The organism is Propionicimonas sp. (genome assembly GCF_047606205.1).
Lineage (GTDB): Bacteria > Actinomycetota > Actinomycetes > Propionibacteriales > Propionibacteriaceae > Propionicimonas.
The window spans coordinates 1-20241 of record NZ_JASGES010000162.1; the positions used below are offsets into that span (position 1 = coordinate 1).

Genomic DNA, 20241 nt, shown 5'->3' on the forward strand with positions numbered 1-20241 from the left:
CCGTGCCGCCGGCCGCGGCCCCGCAGCCGCAGCCGGCCCCGCCGGTCACCGACGAGGGTCCCAGGGCCTGAGGCGGCCGCCCGCCAGGACTCACCGGGCCGGGTCGCGCCGACGTCCTCGCCCGAACCGGCACCGGACCACGCCGCCCCTTCACAGGGGACGGATCGGTGCCTCGTCCCAGCAGCCGGACACCCGTTCGACGGGATCTCCCGCCCGCGCCGATGCGGGCCTGCGCACTCCTGGGCGCCCGCTGCGGGCCGGCGCCATGAGCCGCGCACGCGGGCGATGCCCGGGCGCGGGCTTTTTGAAACGTATTCACTCCCCGGCGTGGGGAAACGCGTCCCCCGCTGCGCAGGTCTCGGACTGATAACGAATCGGACACGTGTCTGCAAAGTCTGATGAGAGCGTTTGCGGTCGGTGCTAACGTTCGTCCCGACCGCATGAGAGCGCGGTCATTGCCAGCCCCGGACGATGCCGGGGGAGCACGCCGGGGTGCAAGGGTCGAGGAGGACTCGTGGAGCAGGGGTGGCTGGATCTCGCGGGAGCGCGCTGGACCGTTCATGCGGATTCGTCGATCGAGGCATTCGGTCTCGTCCCGGAGGACCTGCGGGCGGCACTCGCCGGCGTCCCGGCCACCGTCCCCGGTGTCGTCCACACCGACCTGCTCGCCGCCGGCCTGATCGCCGACCCCTACCTGGGCACCGCGGAGGACGACCAGCACTGGATCGGGCAGCAGGCGTGGACCTACCGCTGCGAGTTCCACCTGGACGTGGGCGCGCCGGAACTCACCCGCGAGCACGCCGAACTGCTCTGCGAGGGCCTGGACACGGTCGCGGAGGTGTTCTGCAACGGCACCAGCGTGGGACGTTCGGTCAACATGCACCGTCGCAACGCCTTCGCCCTGCCGAACCTGCGTCCGGGCCGCAACATCGTCGAGATCACTTTCGCGCCCGTCGGGGAGTACGCGGCCCAGATGGCCGCGGCGGTCGGCGAGCGCATCCATGTCGAGCGCGACCCGTACAACCTCGTCCGCAAGATGGCCTGCAACTTCGGCTGGGACTGGGGGCCACGCCTGGTCACCGCCGGGATCTGGAAGGCGATCGGCGTGCGCAGCTGGAACCGGGCCCGGATCGCCGACCTGGCCCTCTTCGCCACCGCCGAGGAGACCGCCTCCGGCGACTGGACCGGGCACCTGCGGGTCTCCGCCCAGCTCGCCGGCTACACGCGCTTCGGTGCCATGACCGTGCGGGTCCGCCGCGGCGAGGAGTACGCCGAGGTCGTCCTCCCCGCGACCGAGGACTTCGTCGACGTCGACGTCACCATGAGCCATGTCTCGCCGTGGTGGCCGCACTCGGTCGGCGCCCAGCCGCTCTACGACGTCGAGGTCGTCCTCCACGACGACGAGGCCATCCTCGACACCGCGCAGCGCCGGACCGGCTTCCGCACCGTCGACCTCGACACCACCCCGGACGCGGACGGCAACGGCGCGACCTTCGGCTTCCGCGTGAACGGCGTCCAGCTGTTCGCCCGCGGCATGGACTGGATTCCCGACGACTGCTTCCCCAGCCGGATCACGGCGCAGCGCTATCGCGAACGCGTCCAGCAGGCCAGGGACGCCGGCGTCGACCTGCTCCGGATCTGGGGCGGCGGCATCTACGAGCAGGCCGCCTTCTACGACGCCTGCGACGAGCTCGGCGTGATGGTGTGGCAGGACTTCTGCCTGGCGTGCGCGGCCTACCCGGAGGAGGAGCCGTTCGCGACCGAGATCGAGGCCGAGGCTCGCGACAACGTCCGTCGGCTGTCCCCGCACCCGTCCCTGGCGCTGTGGAACGGCAACAACGAGTGCAGCTGGGGCTACTTCGACTGGGACTGGGAGAGCAAGCTCGACGGGAAGTCCTGGGGGGCCGGCTACTACTACGACCTGTTCCCGAAGATCGTCGCCGAGCTCGACCCGACCCGTCCGTACTGGCCGGGCAGCCCGTCGTCCGGCGTCAACGACGTGCACCCGAACAGCCCCGACTACGGCTGCATGCACATCTGGGACGTGTGGAACGAACGCGACTACACCGGCTACGACGACTACTCGCCCCGGTTCGTCTCCGAGTTCGGCTACCAGGGTCCGGCGACCTGGGCCACCTGGGCGCGCACCCTCGAGCCGGCCGACCGCAGCGCGACCTCGGTGGCGATGCTCGCCCACCAGAAGGCCGCCGGCGGCAACACCAAGCTCAACACGGGGATCCAGGGCCACCTGCCGCTGCCCGGTGAGGGCCCGGAGCACTTCGATGAGTGGCTGTTCGCCATGCAGCTGCAGCAGGCCCGCGCGGTCCGCTACGGCATCGAGCGCTGGCGCTCGCTCCGCGGACGCTGCCTCGGCTCGATCGTGTGGCAACTCAACGACTGCTGGCCGGTGACCTCCTGGGCGGCCCTCGACCTGGGTATCGACGCGGCCGGCAACGCCGTCGCCCGGCGCAAGCCGCTGTGGTACGCGGTGCGATCGGCCTACGCCGACCGGCTGGCCACGCTGCAGCACGACGCGGAGGGCTGGCGCGCGGTGCTCGTCAACGACGGGATCAGCGACTGGGTGGCCAACGGCACCGTCCAGCTCCGGCGCCTCTCCGGCGAGGTGCTGTGGACGTTCTCGATGTCCAAGCTCGTCCCGGTCCGCTCGAAGGTGGACGTGCCCCTCGCCCCGGACGCCACCGACGTCCCCACCGACGAACTCGCTCTGGTCGTCACCCTGGACGGCGCGGAACGTGCCGTGAAGCTGCTCGTCGAGGACGTCGACGCGCAGCTCCCGCCCGCCGAGCTCGACGCGTCGGTCGTCCGCACCGCCGACGGCGTGGAGGTCACCGTCACCGCGGGCTCGTTCCTCCGCACGCTGTGCCTGTTCCCCGACCGGGTCGACGAGAACGCCGTCACCGACAGCCTCGCCGTCGACCTGTTCCCCGGCGAGCGGCACGTCTTCACCGTCACCGGCACGTTCGCCGACGACGACCTGGCCGCGCTCACCGCCCGGCCGGCCCTGAGGTCCCTCACGAACCCACTGACCCCGAGTGAGGCCGTATGAGGGTGCCCTGAGCAGTCGGCCCGCTCAGGGCCGGGACGTCGAAGCAACACGCAGTGTCCTTGCAGTACAGACAACCCAACCAACCACTCATTGAGGCCCACTGGCGGGCCGAACCAATGGAGGTAAACACATGTCAGAGTCCATCTTCGAGAAGCCGTCGCGGCGCTCCTTCATCAAGCTCGGCGGCATCGTGGCCGGCGGCCTGGCCCTCGCGGCCTGCGCGGGCGGCAACACCACCGGCAACAGCACCGCGGGCGGCAGCACCTCGGCGGGCGTGAAGCCCGGCATCGGCAACAACGGCCAGGTCGGCAAGGGCCGCTCCGGCGCCACCGCCGACGCCCTGCTCATCGCCGGCTTCCAGTGGGGCGCCCCGGCGACCTTCAACCCGCTGTCGCCGACCGCCGCCTGGCCGGCGGCCGCCAACGTCATGCAGATCATCTACGAGACCCCGCTGCGCTGGAACATCCTCACCGGCGAGATCATGCCCGGCATCTGCTCCAAGTACGAGGTGAGCGGCACCGACAGCGTCACCCTCACCATGCAGGACGGCGTCACCTTCTCCGACGGCTCCACCTGTACGGCCAAGGACGTGGTCTTCTCCTACGAGCTCGGCAAGAAGAACTCCGGGATCAGCGTGGCGTCGTTCTGGCAGCTCGCCGACTCGATGGAGGCCACCGACGACAAGACCGTGGTGATCAAGGTCAACCAGAAGTCCAAGAACGTCTCCAACGTGCTGCGCATGCTCACCGAGAACTACGTGCTTCCGCAGTCGCAGCTCGGCAGCATCGCCGACGACAAGCTGCCCACCGAGGTGATCGACAAGCCGATCGGAACCGGGCCGTTCACCCTCGGCAAGGCCGACCAGACCCAGGTCGTGCTCGCCGCCAACGCCAGCTACTGGGGCAAGACCTTCTACGGTGGCTCCCCGGTGATGAGCCAGATCATCCACCCGATCTTCAAGTCCAACGAGGACGGCAACATCAAGTTCCAGGCCGGCGAGCTGGACATCATGCAGCAGTTCGTCTCCCAGATCTGGAAGATGTGGGAGGGCGGCAAGCCGGTCGGCACCTACCTCAAGGAGAAGCCGTACTTCGTGCCCGGTTCGATGCCGATGCTGCTCATGAACACCACCAAGAAGGGCCTCGACAACCCGGCCGTGCGCAAGGCCATCGCGTCCGCGATCGACTACGCGTCCATCGCCGACACGGCCATGTCCGGCTACACCGACACCGTCCAGGCCAGCCTGATCCTGCCCAGCGGCGCGGAGGAGAAGTTCTTCAACAAGGCCGATGCCGAGGCCAACGGCTGGAAGTACGACGCTGCCGCGGCGGAGAAGCTGCTCACCGACGCCGGCGCCACCAAGGGCTCCGACGGCATCTACACCCTCGACGGCACCCGGCTGGGACCGTGGAAGGTGATCACCCCGACCGGCTGGACCGACTGGAACGCGTCCTGCGAGATCATCGCCAAGAGCCTGAAGGCGATCGGCATCGACTGCGCGACGAACTTCCCGCAGCAGGCCGACTGCACCCAGCAGATCCAGGGCGGCACGTTCGACCTGGCCGTCTGGTACGTGTCCGGTGTGAACCCGGCCACGCCGTGGGCCCGGTTCAAGGACATCATGAGCCAGTCCGAGGTGCAGCCGATCGGCAAGACCACCTTCGCCAACTACGGCCGCTGGAAGAACTCCGAGGTCGAGGCGATGCTGACCGAGGCCGCCCAGGCCACGGACGACACCGCGAAGAAGGCCGCCTACGACAAGCTGGACGCGCTGTACCGCAAGGAGGTGCCGGCCTGCCCGATCATGTACCGGCCTGACGAGTTCTACGAATACAACGCGACCAACTTCTACAACTGGCCGGACGAGAACAACAGCTACGCTCCTCCCATGTTCCGTGGAGCCGGGAACACCTGGATGTACAAGATCCAGAAGATCGCCGGCTGACACACACGACGAGGTAGGAGCACCATGGGTCTGCGGCGCTATCTGGCGAGCAAGACCGTCTGGTACCTGGGTGCGCTGGTGGTAGCAGTGTTGCTGAACTTCCTGCTACCCCGGCTCATCCCGGGTAACCCGGTCGACGTGATTGTGTCCGGGCTCGGCCAGGGCGGCCTGAGTTCCGAGGCACAGAGACAGATCTACGAGCAGTTCATGAAGGAGTTCGGGCTCGACCAGCCCCTGTGGAACCAGTTCGTCACCTATGTGACCAGCATCCTCCAAGGGAACCTGGGCAAGTCGTTCTCCTTCTACCCGACGCCCGTGTCAGATCTGATCAGCCAGTCGTTGCCGTTCACCCTGGTGCTCCAGATCCCCGCCATCCTGCTGGGCTGGATCATCGGCAACCTCCTGGGCGCCGTCGCCGCGTACAAGGGCGGCGCCTGGGACAAGTCGGTCTTCACCACCTCGCTGGTGTTCAACTCGATGCCCTACTACTGCCTGTCGATCATCCTGCTGTACGGCCTCGCCGTGGTGCTCGGCTGGTTCCCTCCCGGTGGCGCGTACTCGCTGGGCAACTCCCCGGAGTGGAGTTGGGACTTCTTCTCCGACGCCCTGCAGTACTGGTGGCTGCCGTTCCTGTCCCTGCTGCTGATCAACATCGGCGGCCAGGCCGTCGGCATGCGCTCGATGGCGATCTACGAACTCGGCTCGGACTACGTCAACTACTCCCGCAGCCTCGGTATCGGTGACAGCAAGATGACCGGCTACATCTTCAAGAACGCCATGCTTCCCCAGATCACCGGCCTGGCGCTGAGCATCGGCACCATGGTCGGCGGCGCCCTGATCACCGAGCTGGTGTTCAGCTACCCCGGCATGGGCACGCTGCTGTTCAACGCGATCTCCTCCAACGACTACCCGGTCGTGCAGGCGGTGACCCTGATCATCACGGTGGCCGTCCTCGTCGCCAACTACCTCGTCGAGGTCCTCTACGGGTTCATCGACCCGCGGATCCGTGCCGCCAAGTCCGGGGAGAAGTGACATGACGAACATCCAGAGCAACGCCGTCACCGCCGAGGCCGAGGGCCCGCTCGTCCCGGCCGAGCCGGACGCCCCCAAGGGCACCAGGCCGAAGCCCGCGTGGCGCAGCCTCAACTTCGGGCCCCGCCTGTGGGTCTCGGTCGGCATCATCGTCGTGATCGCGGTGATGGCCTTCGTCGGCCCCCTCGTCTACCCCTTCGGGCCGGACGAGAAGGTCGGCTCGCTGTACGACGCGCCGAGCGCGCAGCACCTGCTGGGCACCGAGAACTTCGGCTACGACGTGATCGCCGTGCTGATGGCCAGCACGAGGAACTCCCTGATCAACGGTCTGCTGGCCGGCACGCTCGCCACCGTGGTCGGCGTCGCGATCGGCATCCTCGCCGGCTACGTCGGCGGATGGCTGGAGGAGCTCCTGATGGGCTTCACCAACATCGTGCTGGCGATCCCCTCGATCGTGATCCTGATCCTCATCTCGATGTCGCTGCAGAGCACCGACATCCCCTTCCTGAAGGGCATCGTCGGCCTCGCGCTCGTGATCGGCTTCACGTCCTGGCCCTGGACGGCCCGAGCCGTCAGAGCCCAGGCGAGTTCGGTGGCCACGCGCGAACACATCGACGTGGCCAAGCTCTCCGGCGCCCGCACGCCCGGCATCCTCCTCTTCGACGTGCTGCCGTACCTGGCCAGCTACGTGGTGATGGCGTGGGTGCTGCAGCTGGCCAGCGCCATCCTCGCCGAGTCGACCCTCTCGATGCTGGGCCTGGGCCCCTCCGGCACCAACAGCCTCGGCATGCAGCTGCACTGGGCGCTCGCGTTCCAGGCGGTGGCCACCGGTGCCTGGTGGGCGTTCCTGCCGCCGACCATCGTCCTGACCCTGATCAGCTTCGGCCTGCTGTACCTGCAGTCCTCGCTCGACGAGGTGTTCAACCCGCGCCTGCGCCGCGGCAAGAAGAAGAATCTCGCGGCTGCCGCCAAGCGCCGCGAGGAGGCCGCACGCAAGCTGGCCGAACAGATCGACCAGCCCAGGGAGGTGGCCGCATGAGCACCCCACAGAGTTCTTCTCCCGGGTTGCCTTCCTCCGAACCGCTGCCCGGGGGCCCCGCGGTGAGCGGCATTCTGATGCGGGCGACCAACGTCACCTCGGTGTACGCCGCCGACAGCGGCCAGGACGTCCCTGCCGTCGACAACGTTACGGTCGAGGTGCCCGAGGGCAAGATTCTCGGCCTGGCGGGCGAGTCCGGCTGCGGCAAGACGACGCTGGGCAGCACGCTGGCCATGATCGCCAACCCGCCGCTCTACGTGGTGGCCGGCCGGATGGAGATCGACGGCCAGGAGATCGACCTGTCCACGCTGTCGAAGTCCTCGAACCAGCGGCACCGCCCCTACCGTGGCGCCACGGTGTCGCTGCTGCCGCAGGGCGCGATGAACGCGATCAGCCCGACCCTGCGGATCCGCGACCTGGTGGTGGACGTGATGCGCGCCCACAACAGGAGCACGACGAAGGCGGAGGCGCTGGACCGCGCGAGCGACCGGCTGAAGATGCTCGAGATGCCCACCCGGGTGCTCGACTCCTACGCCCACCAGCTCTCCGGCGGCATGAAGCAACGCATGGTGACCGTGATCTCGACGCTGCTGAACCCCGCCCTGCTGATCGCGGACGAGCCGACGTCGGCGCTCGACGTCTCCAGCCAGAAGGCACTGATCGAGATGCTGCTGGCGATGGTGGAGGCGAGGATCATGCGCGGGGTGATCTTCATCACCCACGACCTGCCGGTGCTGAGCATGGTCACCGACCGACTGGCGATCATGTACGCGGGCAAGATCGTCGAGGCGGGCCCGACCGAGGAACTCGTGCACAACGCGCGACACCCCTACACCTCGGCCCTGCTCTCCTCGGTGCTGGACCCGACCCAGGAGACCCGCACCAAGCATGTGTTCGGGATCCCGGGCTCACCACCGAACCTGGCCAACCCGCCCTCGGGCTGCCGGTTCCATCCCCGGTGCAAGTTCGCGATGCCCGAGTGCAGCGTCAAGGAGCCCGAGTACCTGCACGAGCGCGACCACTCCGTGGCCTGCTGGTGGGCGAACGAGCACGCGTTCGAGACCGTCCCGATGGAGGTGAACCAGGCATGAGCGACTCCCAGCCGGGCGCGGGCCCCGTCCTCTCGGCCAGCCATGTGACCAAGCAGTTCCGGGTCGCGGGCGGCCACATCACCGCCGTCGACGACGTCAGCGTGGACTTCCATGCCGGGAAGGTGCTCGCCGTGGTGGGCGAGTCCGGTTCCGGCAAGTCGACGCTGGCCCGGATGCTGCTGCGGTTGCTGCCGGTCACCTCCGGCACGATCACCTATCAGGGCAAGGACGTCACGAACATCTCCGGCGCGGAGCTGCGCTCCTACTGGCGCGACGTGCAGGCGGTCTTCCAGGACCCGTTCGCCTCCTTCAACCAGTTCTTCACCATCGGCCACACGCTGCGCCGCGGCATGGGGGCGGAGCGGCTGGAGAAGGAGACCCTCGATGCGCTCATCGAGACCTGCCTGGGCTATGTCGGGCTGAAACCCGCCGACTGCGTGAACAAGTACCCCCACCAGCTCTCCGGCGGCCAGCGGCAGCGCGTGATGATCGCCCGCGCGCTGATGATGAACCCGAAGGTGCTGCTGGCCGACGAGGCCACGTCGATGCTGGACGCGTCGCTGCGCGTGAGCGCGCTGAACGTCCTGCAGGACCTGCGCGCCAACCTGGGGTTGACCGTCCTGTTCATCACCCACGACATCGGCCAGGCCTGCTACCTCGCCGACGAGGTGGTCGTGATGGAGCACGGGCTGGTCGTCGAGCGCGGCACGACGGACGCCGTGATCTTCAGCCCGAAGAACGACTACACCAAGCGCCTGCTGTCCGACGTGCCCGACCTCAAGGGCAGTCTCAAGGCCCGCAGGGACTGAGCCCACTCCCCGAGGGGTCAGCAGCTGAGCCGTCCACAGCCGGCCGAGCTCCCGACCCGTCGGTGGGCACGAGGGCGTGGAAGGATCACCGATGAGTTTCGACTTCCCCGAGGGGTTCCTGCTGGGCTCGGCCACCTCGGCCTACCAGATCGAGGGTGCCGTCCACTCCGGCGGCAAGCAGGACTCGATCTGGGACGTGTTCTGCCGGGTGCCGGGGGCGATCGCCGGCGGCGAGGACGGGACCCTCGCCTGCGACCACTACCACCGGTTCGCCGAGGACGTGCAGCTGATCAGCGACCTCGGCATGAACACCTACCGGTTCTCGGTCTGCTGGCCGCGGGTGCTGGACGACGGGACGATCCTGCCCGCCGGCATGGACTTCTACTCCCGGCTGGTCGACGAGTTGCTCGCCCACGACGTCCAGCCGTGGCTGACGCTGTACCACTGGGACCTGCCGGCCGTATTGCCCGGCGGCTGGAAGAACCGCGACACGGCGTCCCGGTTCGTCGACTACGCGATGGCCTTGCATGACCGGCTCGGCGACCGCGTCCGCACCTGGACGACGCTGAACGAGCCCTGGTGTTCGTCCTTCCTCAGCTATGCGGCCGGCGTCCATGCCCCGGGGGAGACCGACATCGCCGACTCGATCCGGGCCGCCCACCACCTGCTGCTCGCCCACGGCCGGACGATCGAGGCGCTGCGGGCGGCCGACCCGTCGGCGACGCTGGGCGTCACGCTGAACTTCACGCCCGCGCTTCCTGCCTCCGACCGTCCCGCCGACGTGGACGTCGCGCGCCGGGTCGACGGGACCAACAACCGGTTCTTCATCGAGCCGGTCACCACGGGTCACTACCCGGCCGACGTGCTCGACGACCTCACCGAGTACTGGCCGGCCGACCTGGTCCGCGACGGCGACCTGGCGTCCATCAGTTCCCCGATCGACGTGGTGGGTGTGAACTACTACTCCACCAACGTGTTCCGCGCCGGGGAGGTCGCCGACGTCCCCACCCCGCACATCAGCGCCCCGGACGCGGTCCAGGTGCTGCGCGACCTTCCGGTCACCGACATGGGCTGGGAGATCGACCCCGGCGGGCTGCGCGACCTGCTGGTGCGGCTGCACGACACCTACACCGGGCCGGCCGGCGCATCACTGGTGGTGACCGAGAACGGTGCGGCGATGGACGACCACGCCGACCCCGACGGCTTCGTCGAGGACACCGATCGGATCGACTACCTGCGCTCGCACCTGCGCGCCGTCCGCCAGGCGATGGACGCGGGCGCCGACGTGCGCGGCTACCTCGCGTGGTCGCTGATGGACAACTTCGAGTGGGCGATGGGCTACGCCAAGCGGTTCGGCCTGGTCCGCGTCGACGAGGAGCTGCGCCGGATCCCGAAGGCCAGCGCGCTCTGGTTCGCCCGGGTCGCCCGCACCGGTCGCGTCGAGGACGCGGCGAGCGCCTGACCGGGCCGGGAGTCTTTGCAGGAACGTCGTCACGGAGGAGTGGAAGATGGTGGATGTCCAAGCCAGGATCAGCCTGACCGGAGGGTCGGACTTCTGGCACACGCCCGCGGTGCCCGAGGCCGGCATCCCCGAACTGATGTGGACCGACGGCCCGCACGGCGTCCGCAAGCAGACCGGGTCGAGCGACCATGTCGGGATCAACGCCTCCGAACCCGCGACCTGCTTCCCGCCCGCGGTCGGACTCGCGTCCTCCTGGAACCCGGACGCGCTCACCGAGGTCGGTGTCGCGCTCGGCGAGGAGTGCAGGGCTCTCGGCGTCGGCGTCCTGCTCGGGCCGGGCCTGAACATCAAGCGTTCGCCACTGTGCGGACGCAACTTCGAGTACTTCTCGGAGGACCCCCTGGTGGCGGGAGAACTCGCCGCCGCCCTCGTCAGGGGAATCCAGAGCCAGGGCATCGGGACGTCGGTGAAGCACTTCGCGGCGAACAACCAGGAGACCGACCGGATGCGCAGGGACTCCCAGGTGGACGAGCGGACGTTGCGCGAGATCTACCTGCGCGGCTTCGGCCGGGTCGTGCTGACGGCCCAGCCGTGGACGATCATGTGCTCCTACAACAAGGTGAACGGGACGTTCGCGTCCGAGAACCACTGGCTGCTCACCGAGGTGCTCCGCGACGAGTGGGGCTTCGAGGGCGTCGTCGTGTCGGACTGGGGCGCGGTCTGGGACCGCGTCCGCGCGCTCAAGGCCGGCCTCGACCTGGAGATGCCGGCGAACCGGTCGCACGCGGAGGCCGTGGCGACGGCCCTCGCTGCGGGCGAGATCGACGAGGCGACCATCGATCAGGCGTTCGGCCGGGTCGAGGCGATCGTGAAAAGGGCGGCGGCCAGCCTGGATGGCGCTCCGGACTCCTTCGACGTCGATGCCCACCACGAGCTCGCCCGGCGCATCGCCCGCGAGTGCGTCGTGCTGCTGTCCAATGACGGCGTGCTGCCGCTGGCGCCCGACGTGTCCGTGGCCGTGGTGGGTGAGTTCGCCCGGACGCCCCGCTACCAGGGCGCCGGCTCGTCCCGGGTGAACCCGACCCGGCTGGACAACGCGCTGGCCGCGATCCGCGAACTCGTCGGGCACGACGTCCCGTTCGCGCCGGGATTCACGACGGCCGCAGGCCAGGAGCTGTCGCCGACTGCCCACGAGGACGCGGTCGCGGTCGCCAGGGACGCGGACGTCGTGCTGGCCTTCCTGGGGCTGGGGGAGAACCACGAGTCGGAGGGCTACGACCGCGACAATGCGGACCTTCCCGCCGAGCAGCTGGCGCTGCTGGACGACATCCTCGCGGTGAACCCCAACGTGGTCGTCGTGCTCAGCAACGGCTCGTCGGTCCTGCTGCCGTTCGCCGACAGGGTTCGGGCGGTCGTGGAGGGCTGGCTGCTCGGCCAAGGCGGCGGACGCGCAATCGCCGACGTGCTCTACGGCGCGGTCAACCCGTCCGGGAAGATCACCGAGACGATCCCGCGCCGGCTGCAGGACACCCCGAGCTACCTCAACTTCCCCGGGGACGACACGGGCGTCCGCTACGGCGAGGGGCTGTTCGTCGGCTACCGCGGCTACGACGCCTCCGGTATCGAGGTCGCGTTCCCGTTCGGCCACGGGCTGTCGTACACCACCTTCGCCTACTCCGATCTGTCGCTGACCGTTGCCGACGGGGGCGTGCGGGTGGCCCTGACGGTCGCCAACACCGGCGCTCGCGCCGGACGGGAGGTCGTGCAGGTCTACGCGTCGATCGGCGCGTCGAGGGTGACCAGGGTGCCGCGGGAGTTGAAGGGGTTCGCGTCGGTGACGCTCGAGCCGGGCGCGTCCGGGAGGGTGGAGGTGTTCGTGCCCTCCTCGGAACTCGCCTACTGGAGCGTGGCCGACCACGCGTGGGTGGTCGAGGGTGGCGACTACACCGTCGAGGTGGGGTCGTCCAGTCGCGACCTTCGGCTCTCGGGCACGGTCGCCGTCGCCGGCAACGAGCCGTTCCGTCCGCTCACGCTGGGCTCGACGGTGGCGGAGGGGATGGCCGTCCCCGCTTTCGCGGAGATCGTCGCGAAACTCGCCGGCGACATCTTCACCGGCGACCCCGACCTGATCCGGATGATGGAGTCGATGCCGCTGGCGGCCCTGGTCGGCTTCAGCGGCCAGCGCCAGTCCGAGTTCGAGGAGTTGCTCGCCCAGGTGAACGCCGCCCGCGCCTGACCGTCCCCGGGACGGTTCGCCCGAGTGCCTGACCCGGGTCGGGGACGGTTCTGATTCCGTTCGCTGGTCCGTCCCCGCTTCCGTTCACGAGCCCATCGCTGGTCCTGACCGGGAAAGGGACGGACACGTGAACGGGAAAGGAACCGTCCCCTGAACGGGAAAGGAACCGTCCCCTGAACGGGAAAGGGACGGACCCGCGAACGGGAAAGGAACCGTCCCCGGCCGTGGCGGTGCTTGTCGTGGGGGATTGCGAGGCCCACTCTTGACCCGTGGCTGACGAGGCGGAGGGCAAGCTGGTCGACGAGGTCGTCGTCCGCTCGCTGTGGGCCTTTCCCGACGTCGCGCGGGTGGGGGAGCCCTTCGCCCACCGGGTGGTCGCCGAGGGGATCCTGGTCGGCTGGGCGGCGCCCGGCAGCGGACTGGGTGACGAGGTTCGGCTCGGCGCCGTGGACGCGCGGCGGGTGGCGGCCGCGCCCCCTGCGCGTGCCCGTGCCTTCCGCACGGGCCGCGGCCTGATCGGGGCGCTGCTCCGAGAGCTGGTTCCCGGTTCCTCGGCCTGGTCGGTGGACACCGCGCCGTGCGTCCGCTGTGGCGGCGATCACGGGCCGGTGGCCGTTCGCGGGGTGGCTGCGCTGGCGTCCGTCGCCTACACCGAGGGGCTGGTGGTGGCAGCCGTGGCGGCGGCAGCGCGCGTGACCCGGCTCGGGGTGGACGTGGAGGCGGACCGGATCGATCCCGTCCGCGCGGACGATCTCGCCCGCCTGCTCAGCGTGCCGCCGGACGCGGCCCTCCGCCGATGGACCCAGGTCGAGGCCGTGCTGAAGGCCGCGGGCCTCGGCCTCCGGGTCGATCCGGCGCAGGTGCGTTTCGGTTCCGGCTTCGCCAGGGTCGAGGGCGCCTCGGCGGAGTACCGGCTGGCCGACGTCGCCGGTCCGGCCGGGGCTGTGGTCAGCCTTGCCTGGCGGCCGGCGGGTCGCCTGCGCTGATCGCGAGGCCTGGCCTGGCTGGACCGTGACCGGCCCGCCACGACCCGGACCGCTCCGTGGCTTCGGGCAGAGCATTCGCATGCGCCCGGAGTCCAGGAAGCCCCGTGCGGAGTTCGGTGATGCACGCCAGCGGCCCCACGCGGCCACCCTCGGTTCAGACAGTCGTTAACGGTATACGGTTAGCAGAAAGGCCGAAGCGAGGGAGGGTGGCATTGAACGCAGCCGGGCCGTCGAGGGACGCGGACTCGCTTCGGATGATCAGGGTGGTGGGCGCCTACGCCGCGGCTCCCGAGCCACCGGCAGAGCGCCGCGCCTTCTATTCGGAACTCTGGGCCGACTCTCGCGTCGACGGCTTCGAGGCTCCCTTCGGGCCCCCGGGGAGCCGCTGGTCGAGCGACTGGCTGTGGGCCGACGCCCCGCCGGGCTGCCGGCACGTGCTCACCCTGCTCCCGGCGACGATGGAGGCGATCGCTCACGATCCCGACTTCGGGCTCTCCTCAGCGGTCGAACGAGGACGCCAGGGCGCGCTGCGGCTCGCGGACACTGCCCGAAGGCTCGTCGTCGACGTCAACTCCGGTGGACGGCACCAGCTGATCCGCGCGGTCGAGATCCCCTCTGCGCCGGCGGGCGCCGCCACGCCACAGCGGCGGATGGCGTTGGCCAGGAGCCTCGAGGAGATCTCCGGATGGGACTGGGCCGGCGCCGTCGTGGTGCTCGAGCACTGCGACGCGGCGCGTCCCGACGGGCATCACGAGAAGGGCTTCCTGCCCCTGGCGGACGAGATCTCCGCGATGGCGGCGATGGCCGCCCCCAAGAACGGATGGGGGATCGCGCTCAACTGGGGCCGGTCCGCGATCGAGGCTCGCAGCCCCGATGTGCTGGAGCAGGTGATCTGCGCTCGGGACACCGGACTGCTCCGGGGCCTGCTGTTCTCCGGCGCCTGTGATCGGGACAGTCCCTTCGGGCCGGCCTGGGCCGACGCGCATGCCGGCATCCGGGCCGAGCCGGGCATGGGTGCACCCGCTTCGCTGCTCACCCGGGCCCGGCTGGCAGCCGCGCGCCGGGCGGCCGGTTCGGGGCTGGCCTTCGACGGCGTGAAGGTCGGGGTCCGTCCGGCCGGGGCGTCGCTCGATCAGCGGCTCGCCACCGTCCGCGCCGCACTGAGCGCGCTGGACGATGCGTGGCCGCGCTGAACGCGGCCGGGGCCGGGCGATCGACGAATCAGGTGCCGATCAGGGCGAGCGCCTCGGTCATGCGCGCCTGGGAACCAGCGAGGTGGCGGGCGAGATAGGCCTGCGCGGCGTCGTCGTCGCCGGAACGGATCAGGTCGCGCATCTGGGTGTGCTCGTTCCAGGATGCGTGCAGGTCGAGGTTGTGCGAACTGGTGATCTCGAACATGGCCGCGAAGGTCGGCCGGATCACCTCCCACAGTCCGGACAGCCGGGTGTTGCCGGTGGCCTCGTAGAGGGTGGTGTGGAAGTCGAGGTCCCGCTGGGAGAACGCGTGCTCGTCGCCGGCTTCGGCCGCTTCGTGGATCGCGGCCAGCGCGGCGTCGGTCAGCGTCCAGTCGACGCTCTCGGCGGGGCGCTCGGCGAGGATGTGGATGGCCAGGCCCTCGAGGGCTCTGCGGACGGTGTACAACTCACTCACATCGTCTGCAGTGAGTCCGCGAACCACGTAGCCCTGGCGGCGTCCGGCGATCAGGCCCTCCTGGCCGAGGGTTCGGAGGGCGTCTCGGACGGGCCCGCGGCTGACGTCGTACTCGCTGGCCAGCGAATCCTCGACCAGCCTCTCACCGACGGGGATGCGACCGCTGACGATGAGCAGTCGGAGGTCATCGGTCAGACGCTCGCCGAGCGATCCCAGTCGAACTTGCCGGGCCACCGTCGCTGCTCCCACCTTCTGGACTCGTCGAAAACAGCCCCACCTTGCCGCAGGGCGGAGGCGTAGGACGAGGACCGCCCGATCTGGACCCACGCGATGCCTCCAGAGGTTACCACCGCGGAGTGTCCGGTTCGGGGGCGCGGCGCGCCAGGGAGCACCGCCTGCAGACCCCAGACCGTTCGCGCGTGCTCAGCTCAGCCAGCCCTCCACGCAGCGCCGGATGGCGCTGCGGTAGCGTTCGAGATCAAGGTCGCGGGACGGCACGTCGGCTCGGGCGGCGGTCGGGAGGCGGTTCGACCACAGGTCCGCCACCTCCGTGGGGTGCACCGGGTCGTCGCGGGTGGAGACGACGAGCATCTCCGCCTTCGGCGGGGCGAGTTCGGGTGCAAATGCCACATTCCGGGGGATCTCGGCCAGCCGGACGGCCCGCTCGACCGCCGCTGGCGCGCGGAACTGTGCCAGCAGACTTCGGGCGAGCAGGGGGCTGGCCGCGGCAATCGCCCGGAAGCGCTCGGTCTCGCGCAGCCGGGCTTCGCCGGCAGGCCCTTCGGTGCGCAGGAGCTCTGCGATCTCGCTCAGGACCATCAGGTTGGCGGGAAACGGTGTGTCGGTGAACGCCGGCTTGACGAAGACCGCTCGTTCGATCGGCAGCTCCGACATCCGGCACAGCCACAGCGCGAGCATCGCGCCCGCAGAGATACCGAGGATCGTCACTGGGCCGGCTTCGCCGCAGTCGGCCAGCCAGTCGGCTGCGCTGCGGGCCAGTTCGGTGGCGAGCGCCTCGGCGGTGAACGCAGCAGGGCCGCCGACGTCGCGGGATCGGCCATGCGCCCGCAGATCGGGCGCGAAGACGGCCCGGTCCGCCGGAAGCACCGGCCCGAACAGTTCCAGCGGCTCGGAGCGATCGGCGCCGAGGCCGTGCAGCAGGATGATCGGCATCGACCCTCAGCCTCGGTCGCTCAGACCGCCACGGGAGCCGGCCTGGAAAGGTACTGCAACAGCGCGCCCCGTGCCTCCTCGGAGAGCGGCTCGACGGCCGCGCGCACCGCGGGGGACATCAGGCCCTGAACGGAGCCGGCGAGCTTGAGCGCGCTGATGTCGCCGAACGAGACCGCGGCGACGGCGGCCTGGAGTTCCTCGACGGCCTCCGCGCGCGCACCCTGCCTGCGGAGCGTACCGATCGCGTCCACGAACGGTCGAGGAAACACCGAGGACACTCCCGAGACCACACCGGCCGCGCCCGCGTCGGCCAGCTCGAACAGGTCGGCGTCGTTGCCCGAGTAGACGCGGAAGCCGTCGGGGACGACCGCCTGGTAGTCCGGAACGGTTCGGGTCGGGACTCCGGACAGTTTCACGCCGTCCACGCTGCCGCTCGCCGCGAGGCGCGCGAGCACCGGGGGCGGCACCACGACGCCGGTCCGATCGCTGAAGACATAGGCGTACAGCCGGTGAGCGCCCACGGCCTCTCGCAGATCGGTGTAGTACGAGGTCAGGGCGTGCGGCCCCGCCGGAAAGTAGTAGGGGGTGATCGCGGAGAACTCGGTGGCCCCAAGGCGGATGGCGTCCGCGGCGAGGGCGCGCGCGTGATGGCTGCTCTCGGCACCGATGTGCGCGATCACGCCCTGTGGTCCGAACACGTCCAGGGCGAGCTCGAGCACGCGGGCGCGTTCGGCGTCGGACAGCGTGACGAACTCGCCGGTGGTGCCAGGGACCAGGGCCCGGGTGACGCCCGCGTCACGAAGCCATGCGAAGGATCGGCGGGTGGCAGCGAGGTCCAGCTCGTCGCGATCATCGATGGGCGTCACCGGCGCGCAGATCAGTTCGAACTCCGGCGAGCTCACGGCGCGCTCCTCTCGTTGACGGTTCCCGGTGAACGCAGAGTCCGCTGTTCAGGAACTCTGGTTGACGGTTGACGGTTGACAGCCTGTCACCGGCTCGTCGGTGCGTCAAACCGCCGGGTGGGCGTGGCCTCGAGGCGGACGCGTTCGGTCCCGTCCCGCGGAGGGTCGGTGTTGCCCTGCGCCGTCCCGGTCGGTCGGACTGGTTCGCAACACTCCGTGCGGGGCCTCTTCCACCACCCTGGGCGCAGGTGTACGGTGGTCAACCGTTAACGGTAAGCGAATCGAAGATCAGCCTCGCCTACCTGGGAGCGCCCCTCGGGGGCCGTCAACAAGGGAGTTGGAAAATGTCAGAGTCAGGCGGTCCGGACATGGGCCCTGGTCAAGAGAGCAGGGCCCAGTGATGTCGACGGCGGCAACCGAGTCGGGGAGCCGGAAGGCCTCGATCAGTGCTGACCCGAAACTCCGCAAGGCGGTGATCGGCGGCGGCGTCGGCAACTTCGTGGAGTGGTTCGACTACAACCTGTACGGCTATCTCGCGATCTACATCGGGATGAGCTTCTTCCCGTCGAAGGACCCGCTCACCGCGTTGATGTCCTCGTTCGCCGTGTTCGCGGTGACGTTCGCGGCACGTCCCCTCGGTGGAGCCTTCTTCGGGGCGCTGGGCGATCGGATCGGACGTCGTCGCCAACTCGCGATCGTCGTGATCGCGGTGTCGGTGGGGACGTTCGCGGTGGGCATCCTTCCTGGCTACGAGACGATCGGGATGGCCGCGCCCATCCTCCTGGTGATCGCCCGGCTGGTGCAGGGATTCTCCGCGGGCGGCGAGATCGGCGGCTCGTTGACCTACCTGGCCGAGCATGCCCCGGATGCCATCCGTGGTCGGGTGACCGCGTGGCAGAACATCTCGGCCATGATCGCGGGACTCACCGCGTCCGGTCTGGTCGCCGCGCTGACCCTGGCGACATCGGTCGACACCATGGCCTCCGGCCTGTGGCGGGTGCCGTTCCTGCTCGCTGCGCCGCTGGGCATCGTCGGATTCGTGATTCGGACGAAGATCGACGAGAGCCCGACCTTCGTGGAACTGCGCAAGGAGCAGCGTCGCGATCACGCGCCGCTGGCGACGGTGTTCAAGAAGTACACGCCGCTGATGCTGATCTGCCTGGTCCTGGCCACCATGCACAACATGGGCAGCTACACCATCGTCACCTACTTCTCCAATGCGGCCTCGACCGCAGCCGGCGGCAAGTCCAACGTCGCGTCGATAGCGCCGGTGGTGATCTACGCCTCCGCGATTGTCGCCCTCCTGGTCAGCGGCCGCCTCTCGGATCGAGTCGGACGCAAGCCGGTGATCATCGGCGCCTGTGCGGCGTATCTGGTGCTGGGGATTCCCGCGGCCAGCCTGTATCTCAACGGCACGATCGCGGGGATCATCCTCGGGCCCCTGCTGCTCGGACTGATCTACGGCTTCTACGCCGGCGGCCCGTTCACGGCGATGGTCGAGTTGTTCCCCGCCGCCGTCCGCGTCACCGGGCTCTCGGTCGCGTACAACGTCTCGGTGGCGGCGTTCGGCGGCACGGCGCCGTTCTTCGACACCTGGCTGGTGAAGGCGACGGGAATCACGATCTTCCCGATCTACATCCTGATGTTCGTGGCCGTCGCGACGATCGCGGTCACCTTCACCTTCAAGGACATGGCCCGGAAACCCCTCGAGCTGGACTGACCCGAGCCGGTTCTCCGGTCCGGCAGCCGGCCTGGCGACGACCACGACGACGGGACGGAGTTGGGGCACCGAGCCCCGGCTCCGTCCCGCGGGGCGTCCCGACCGGGATCGAGCGGCTCACCGACGCGCGGGGCGCCGGGGCACGTCGCTCGTTCCCGGGGTTCCCGTCACTCTCGCGTCATGTCGGCGTCGCCCTCCGGCCACCGCGTCGGGCTAGCTTGCCCTGCATGGCCGAACCCGCAGACGTGCCGCCGCTCGCGCCGGGCTCGAAGCTGCTGCAGATCGGTCCGTTCAAGACCGGCACGACGGCGATCCAGCACGTGGCGTCCACCCGGCGCGAAGCGCTGGCCGCCCATGGCGTGGTCTATCCCGGCCGCGGCCTGAACCACCGGTGGGCGATGGCCTCGCTGACCGGCCTCACCTGGGGCTGGGCGCGGACGGACGCCACGGGTGCGCCGCCCCGGCACGGCTCCGACCTGCTCCGCGAGCTGGCCGCGGCACCGCGGAATGCCCGGATCTGGCTCTCCTACGAACGGCTCGCCGTGCTCGACGACGAGGCGGTGGCCGCCCTGTGCGCGCGCCTCGGCGGCCCGCTGCACGTCCTGGTGGGCCTGCGGCCGCTGCGCTCGCTGCTGCCGTCGGAGTGGCAGCAGCTGGTGAAGTCCGGACGCCGTCCCGGCACTCTGGACGACTGGGCGGCCACCACCATGGACGGGATCGCCGCCGGGCGCGGCCGGGTCCGGCACCTCGACCACGCCGGGCTCGTCGAGCGCTGGTCGCGCGCGGTCGGCCCGGACGCGCTCACCTGCGTCGTCACCGACCCCGGGCGAGCACAGGCCACCCCGCGCGTGGTCGAGGCGCTCCTCGGCCTACCGCCAGGACTGCTCCAGCCTCCGCCCGGCCTGGCCGGCGACCGCAGCAACCGCTCGATGACCGCCGACGAAGTGGCGCTGGTGGCTGCCGTCGCGCGCGAACTACGCGGCCGCGGCGCCTCCCGCGAGGACTACCAGGACGTCGTGACGCGAGGGATCGTGAGCCGGCTCCTCGCCCGTGCGCCGCGGGCGGGGGAGGCGAGGATGGGCCTGGGCCGGTCCGTCGCGGAGCGCGCTCGGGCGCTCGACCGCGCTGC

15 protein-coding genes are annotated in these 20241 nt (G+C 69.9%); 12 read left to right on the forward strand and 3 right to left on the reverse strand.

The annotated features are described in order from the left end of the window. Nucleotides 1–514: 514 nt before the first annotated feature. The 10 genes from QM633_RS10210 to QM633_RS10255 all read left to right on the forward strand — a co-directional run bounded on the left by QM633_RS10210 (nucleotide 515) and on the right by QM633_RS10255 (nucleotide 14860). Nucleotides 515–3067: a glycoside hydrolase family 2 protein gene (locus QM633_RS10210; RefSeq protein ID WP_415153649.1), complete on the forward strand. Its 2553-nt coding sequence runs from the start codon at nucleotides 515–517 to the stop codon at nucleotides 3065–3067. A 130-nt stretch (nucleotides 3068–3197) separates the two neighbouring features. Beyond that, on the forward strand, nucleotides 3198–5012 hold the full coding sequence (locus QM633_RS10215; RefSeq protein ID WP_415153650.1) for an ABC transporter substrate-binding protein: 1815 nt from the start codon (nucleotides 3198–3200) through the stop codon (nucleotides 5010–5012). Between the two features lie 24 nt (nucleotides 5013–5036). Next, nucleotides 5037–6044, forward strand: a complete 1008-nt coding sequence (locus tag QM633_RS10220; protein WP_415153651.1) for an ABC transporter permease — start codon at nucleotides 5037–5039, stop codon at nucleotides 6042–6044. Nucleotide 6045: 1 nt separating this feature from the next. Continuing rightward, complete coding sequence (locus tag QM633_RS10225) at nucleotides 6046–7083, forward strand: ABC transporter permease (RefSeq protein WP_415153652.1); 1038 nt, start codon at nucleotides 6046–6048, stop codon at nucleotides 7081–7083. Then, complete coding sequence (locus QM633_RS10230) at nucleotides 7080–8174, forward strand: ABC transporter ATP-binding protein (RefSeq protein WP_415153653.1); 1095 nt, start codon at nucleotides 7080–7082, stop codon at nucleotides 8172–8174. Before QM633_RS10225 ends, QM633_RS10230 begins: the two co-directional genes overlap by 4 nt. Next, the gene (locus QM633_RS10235) at nucleotides 8171–8983 is read left to right on the forward strand and encodes an ABC transporter ATP-binding protein (protein WP_415153654.1); all 813 of its coding nucleotides are present in this window, start codon (nucleotides 8171–8173) and stop codon (nucleotides 8981–8983) included. The genes QM633_RS10230 and QM633_RS10235 overlap by 4 nt, the downstream gene beginning before the upstream one ends. 91 nt (nucleotides 8984–9074) lie before the next feature. Next, a complete protein-coding gene (locus QM633_RS10240) occupies nucleotides 9075–10445 on the forward strand; it encodes a GH1 family beta-glucosidase (RefSeq protein WP_415153655.1) in 1371 nt (456 codons plus the stop codon). A gap of 46 nt (nucleotides 10446–10491) precedes the next feature. Continuing rightward, nucleotides 10492–12681: a glycoside hydrolase family 3 C-terminal domain-containing protein gene (locus QM633_RS10245; protein WP_415153656.1), complete on the forward strand. Its 2190-nt coding sequence runs from the start codon at nucleotides 10492–10494 to the stop codon at nucleotides 12679–12681. A 269-nt stretch (nucleotides 12682–12950) separates the two neighbouring features. Beyond that, complete coding sequence (locus QM633_RS10250; RefSeq protein WP_415153657.1) at nucleotides 12951–13667, forward strand: hypothetical protein; 717 nt, start codon at nucleotides 12951–12953, stop codon at nucleotides 13665–13667. A gap of 254 nt (nucleotides 13668–13921) precedes the next feature. Further along, the gene (locus tag QM633_RS10255; RefSeq protein ID WP_415153658.1) at nucleotides 13922–14860 is read left to right on the forward strand and encodes a DUF4862 family protein; all 939 of its coding nucleotides are present in this window, start codon (nucleotides 13922–13924) and stop codon (nucleotides 14858–14860) included. 28 nt (nucleotides 14861–14888) lie between these two features. On the opposite strand, the gene QM633_RS10260 is transcribed toward QM633_RS10255, so the two are convergent. From QM633_RS10260 to QM633_RS10270, 3 genes are all read right to left on the reverse strand, one after another. Then, entirely contained in the window at nucleotides 14889–15551 is a 663-nt protein-coding gene (locus tag QM633_RS10260) for a GntR family transcriptional regulator (protein ID WP_415153659.1), read from the reverse strand. Nucleotides 15552–15740: 189 nt separating this feature from the next. Then, the gene (locus QM633_RS10265; RefSeq protein ID WP_415153660.1) at nucleotides 15741–16490 is read right to left on the reverse strand and encodes an alpha/beta fold hydrolase; all 750 of its coding nucleotides are present in this window, start codon (nucleotides 16488–16490) and stop codon (nucleotides 15741–15743) included. Nucleotides 16491–16510: 20 nt separating this feature from the next. Next, nucleotides 16511–17392, reverse strand: a complete 882-nt coding sequence (locus tag QM633_RS10270; protein ID WP_415153661.1) for a dihydrodipicolinate synthase family protein — start codon at nucleotides 17390–17392, stop codon at nucleotides 16511–16513. 400 nt (nucleotides 17393–17792) lie between these two features. On the opposite strand from QM633_RS10270, the gene QM633_RS10275 reads away from it, so the two are divergent. Together QM633_RS10275 and QM633_RS10280 are read left to right on the forward strand one after the other, a co-directional pair. After that, nucleotides 17793–19112, forward strand: coding sequence for an MFS transporter (locus tag QM633_RS10275; RefSeq protein ID WP_415153662.1), 1320 nt, complete (start codon nucleotides 17793–17795; stop codon nucleotides 19110–19112). 227 nt (nucleotides 19113–19339) lie between these two features. Then, on the forward strand, nucleotides 19340–20241 hold a 902-nt coding region (locus tag QM633_RS10280), incomplete at its 3' end, for a hypothetical protein (RefSeq protein ID WP_415153663.1).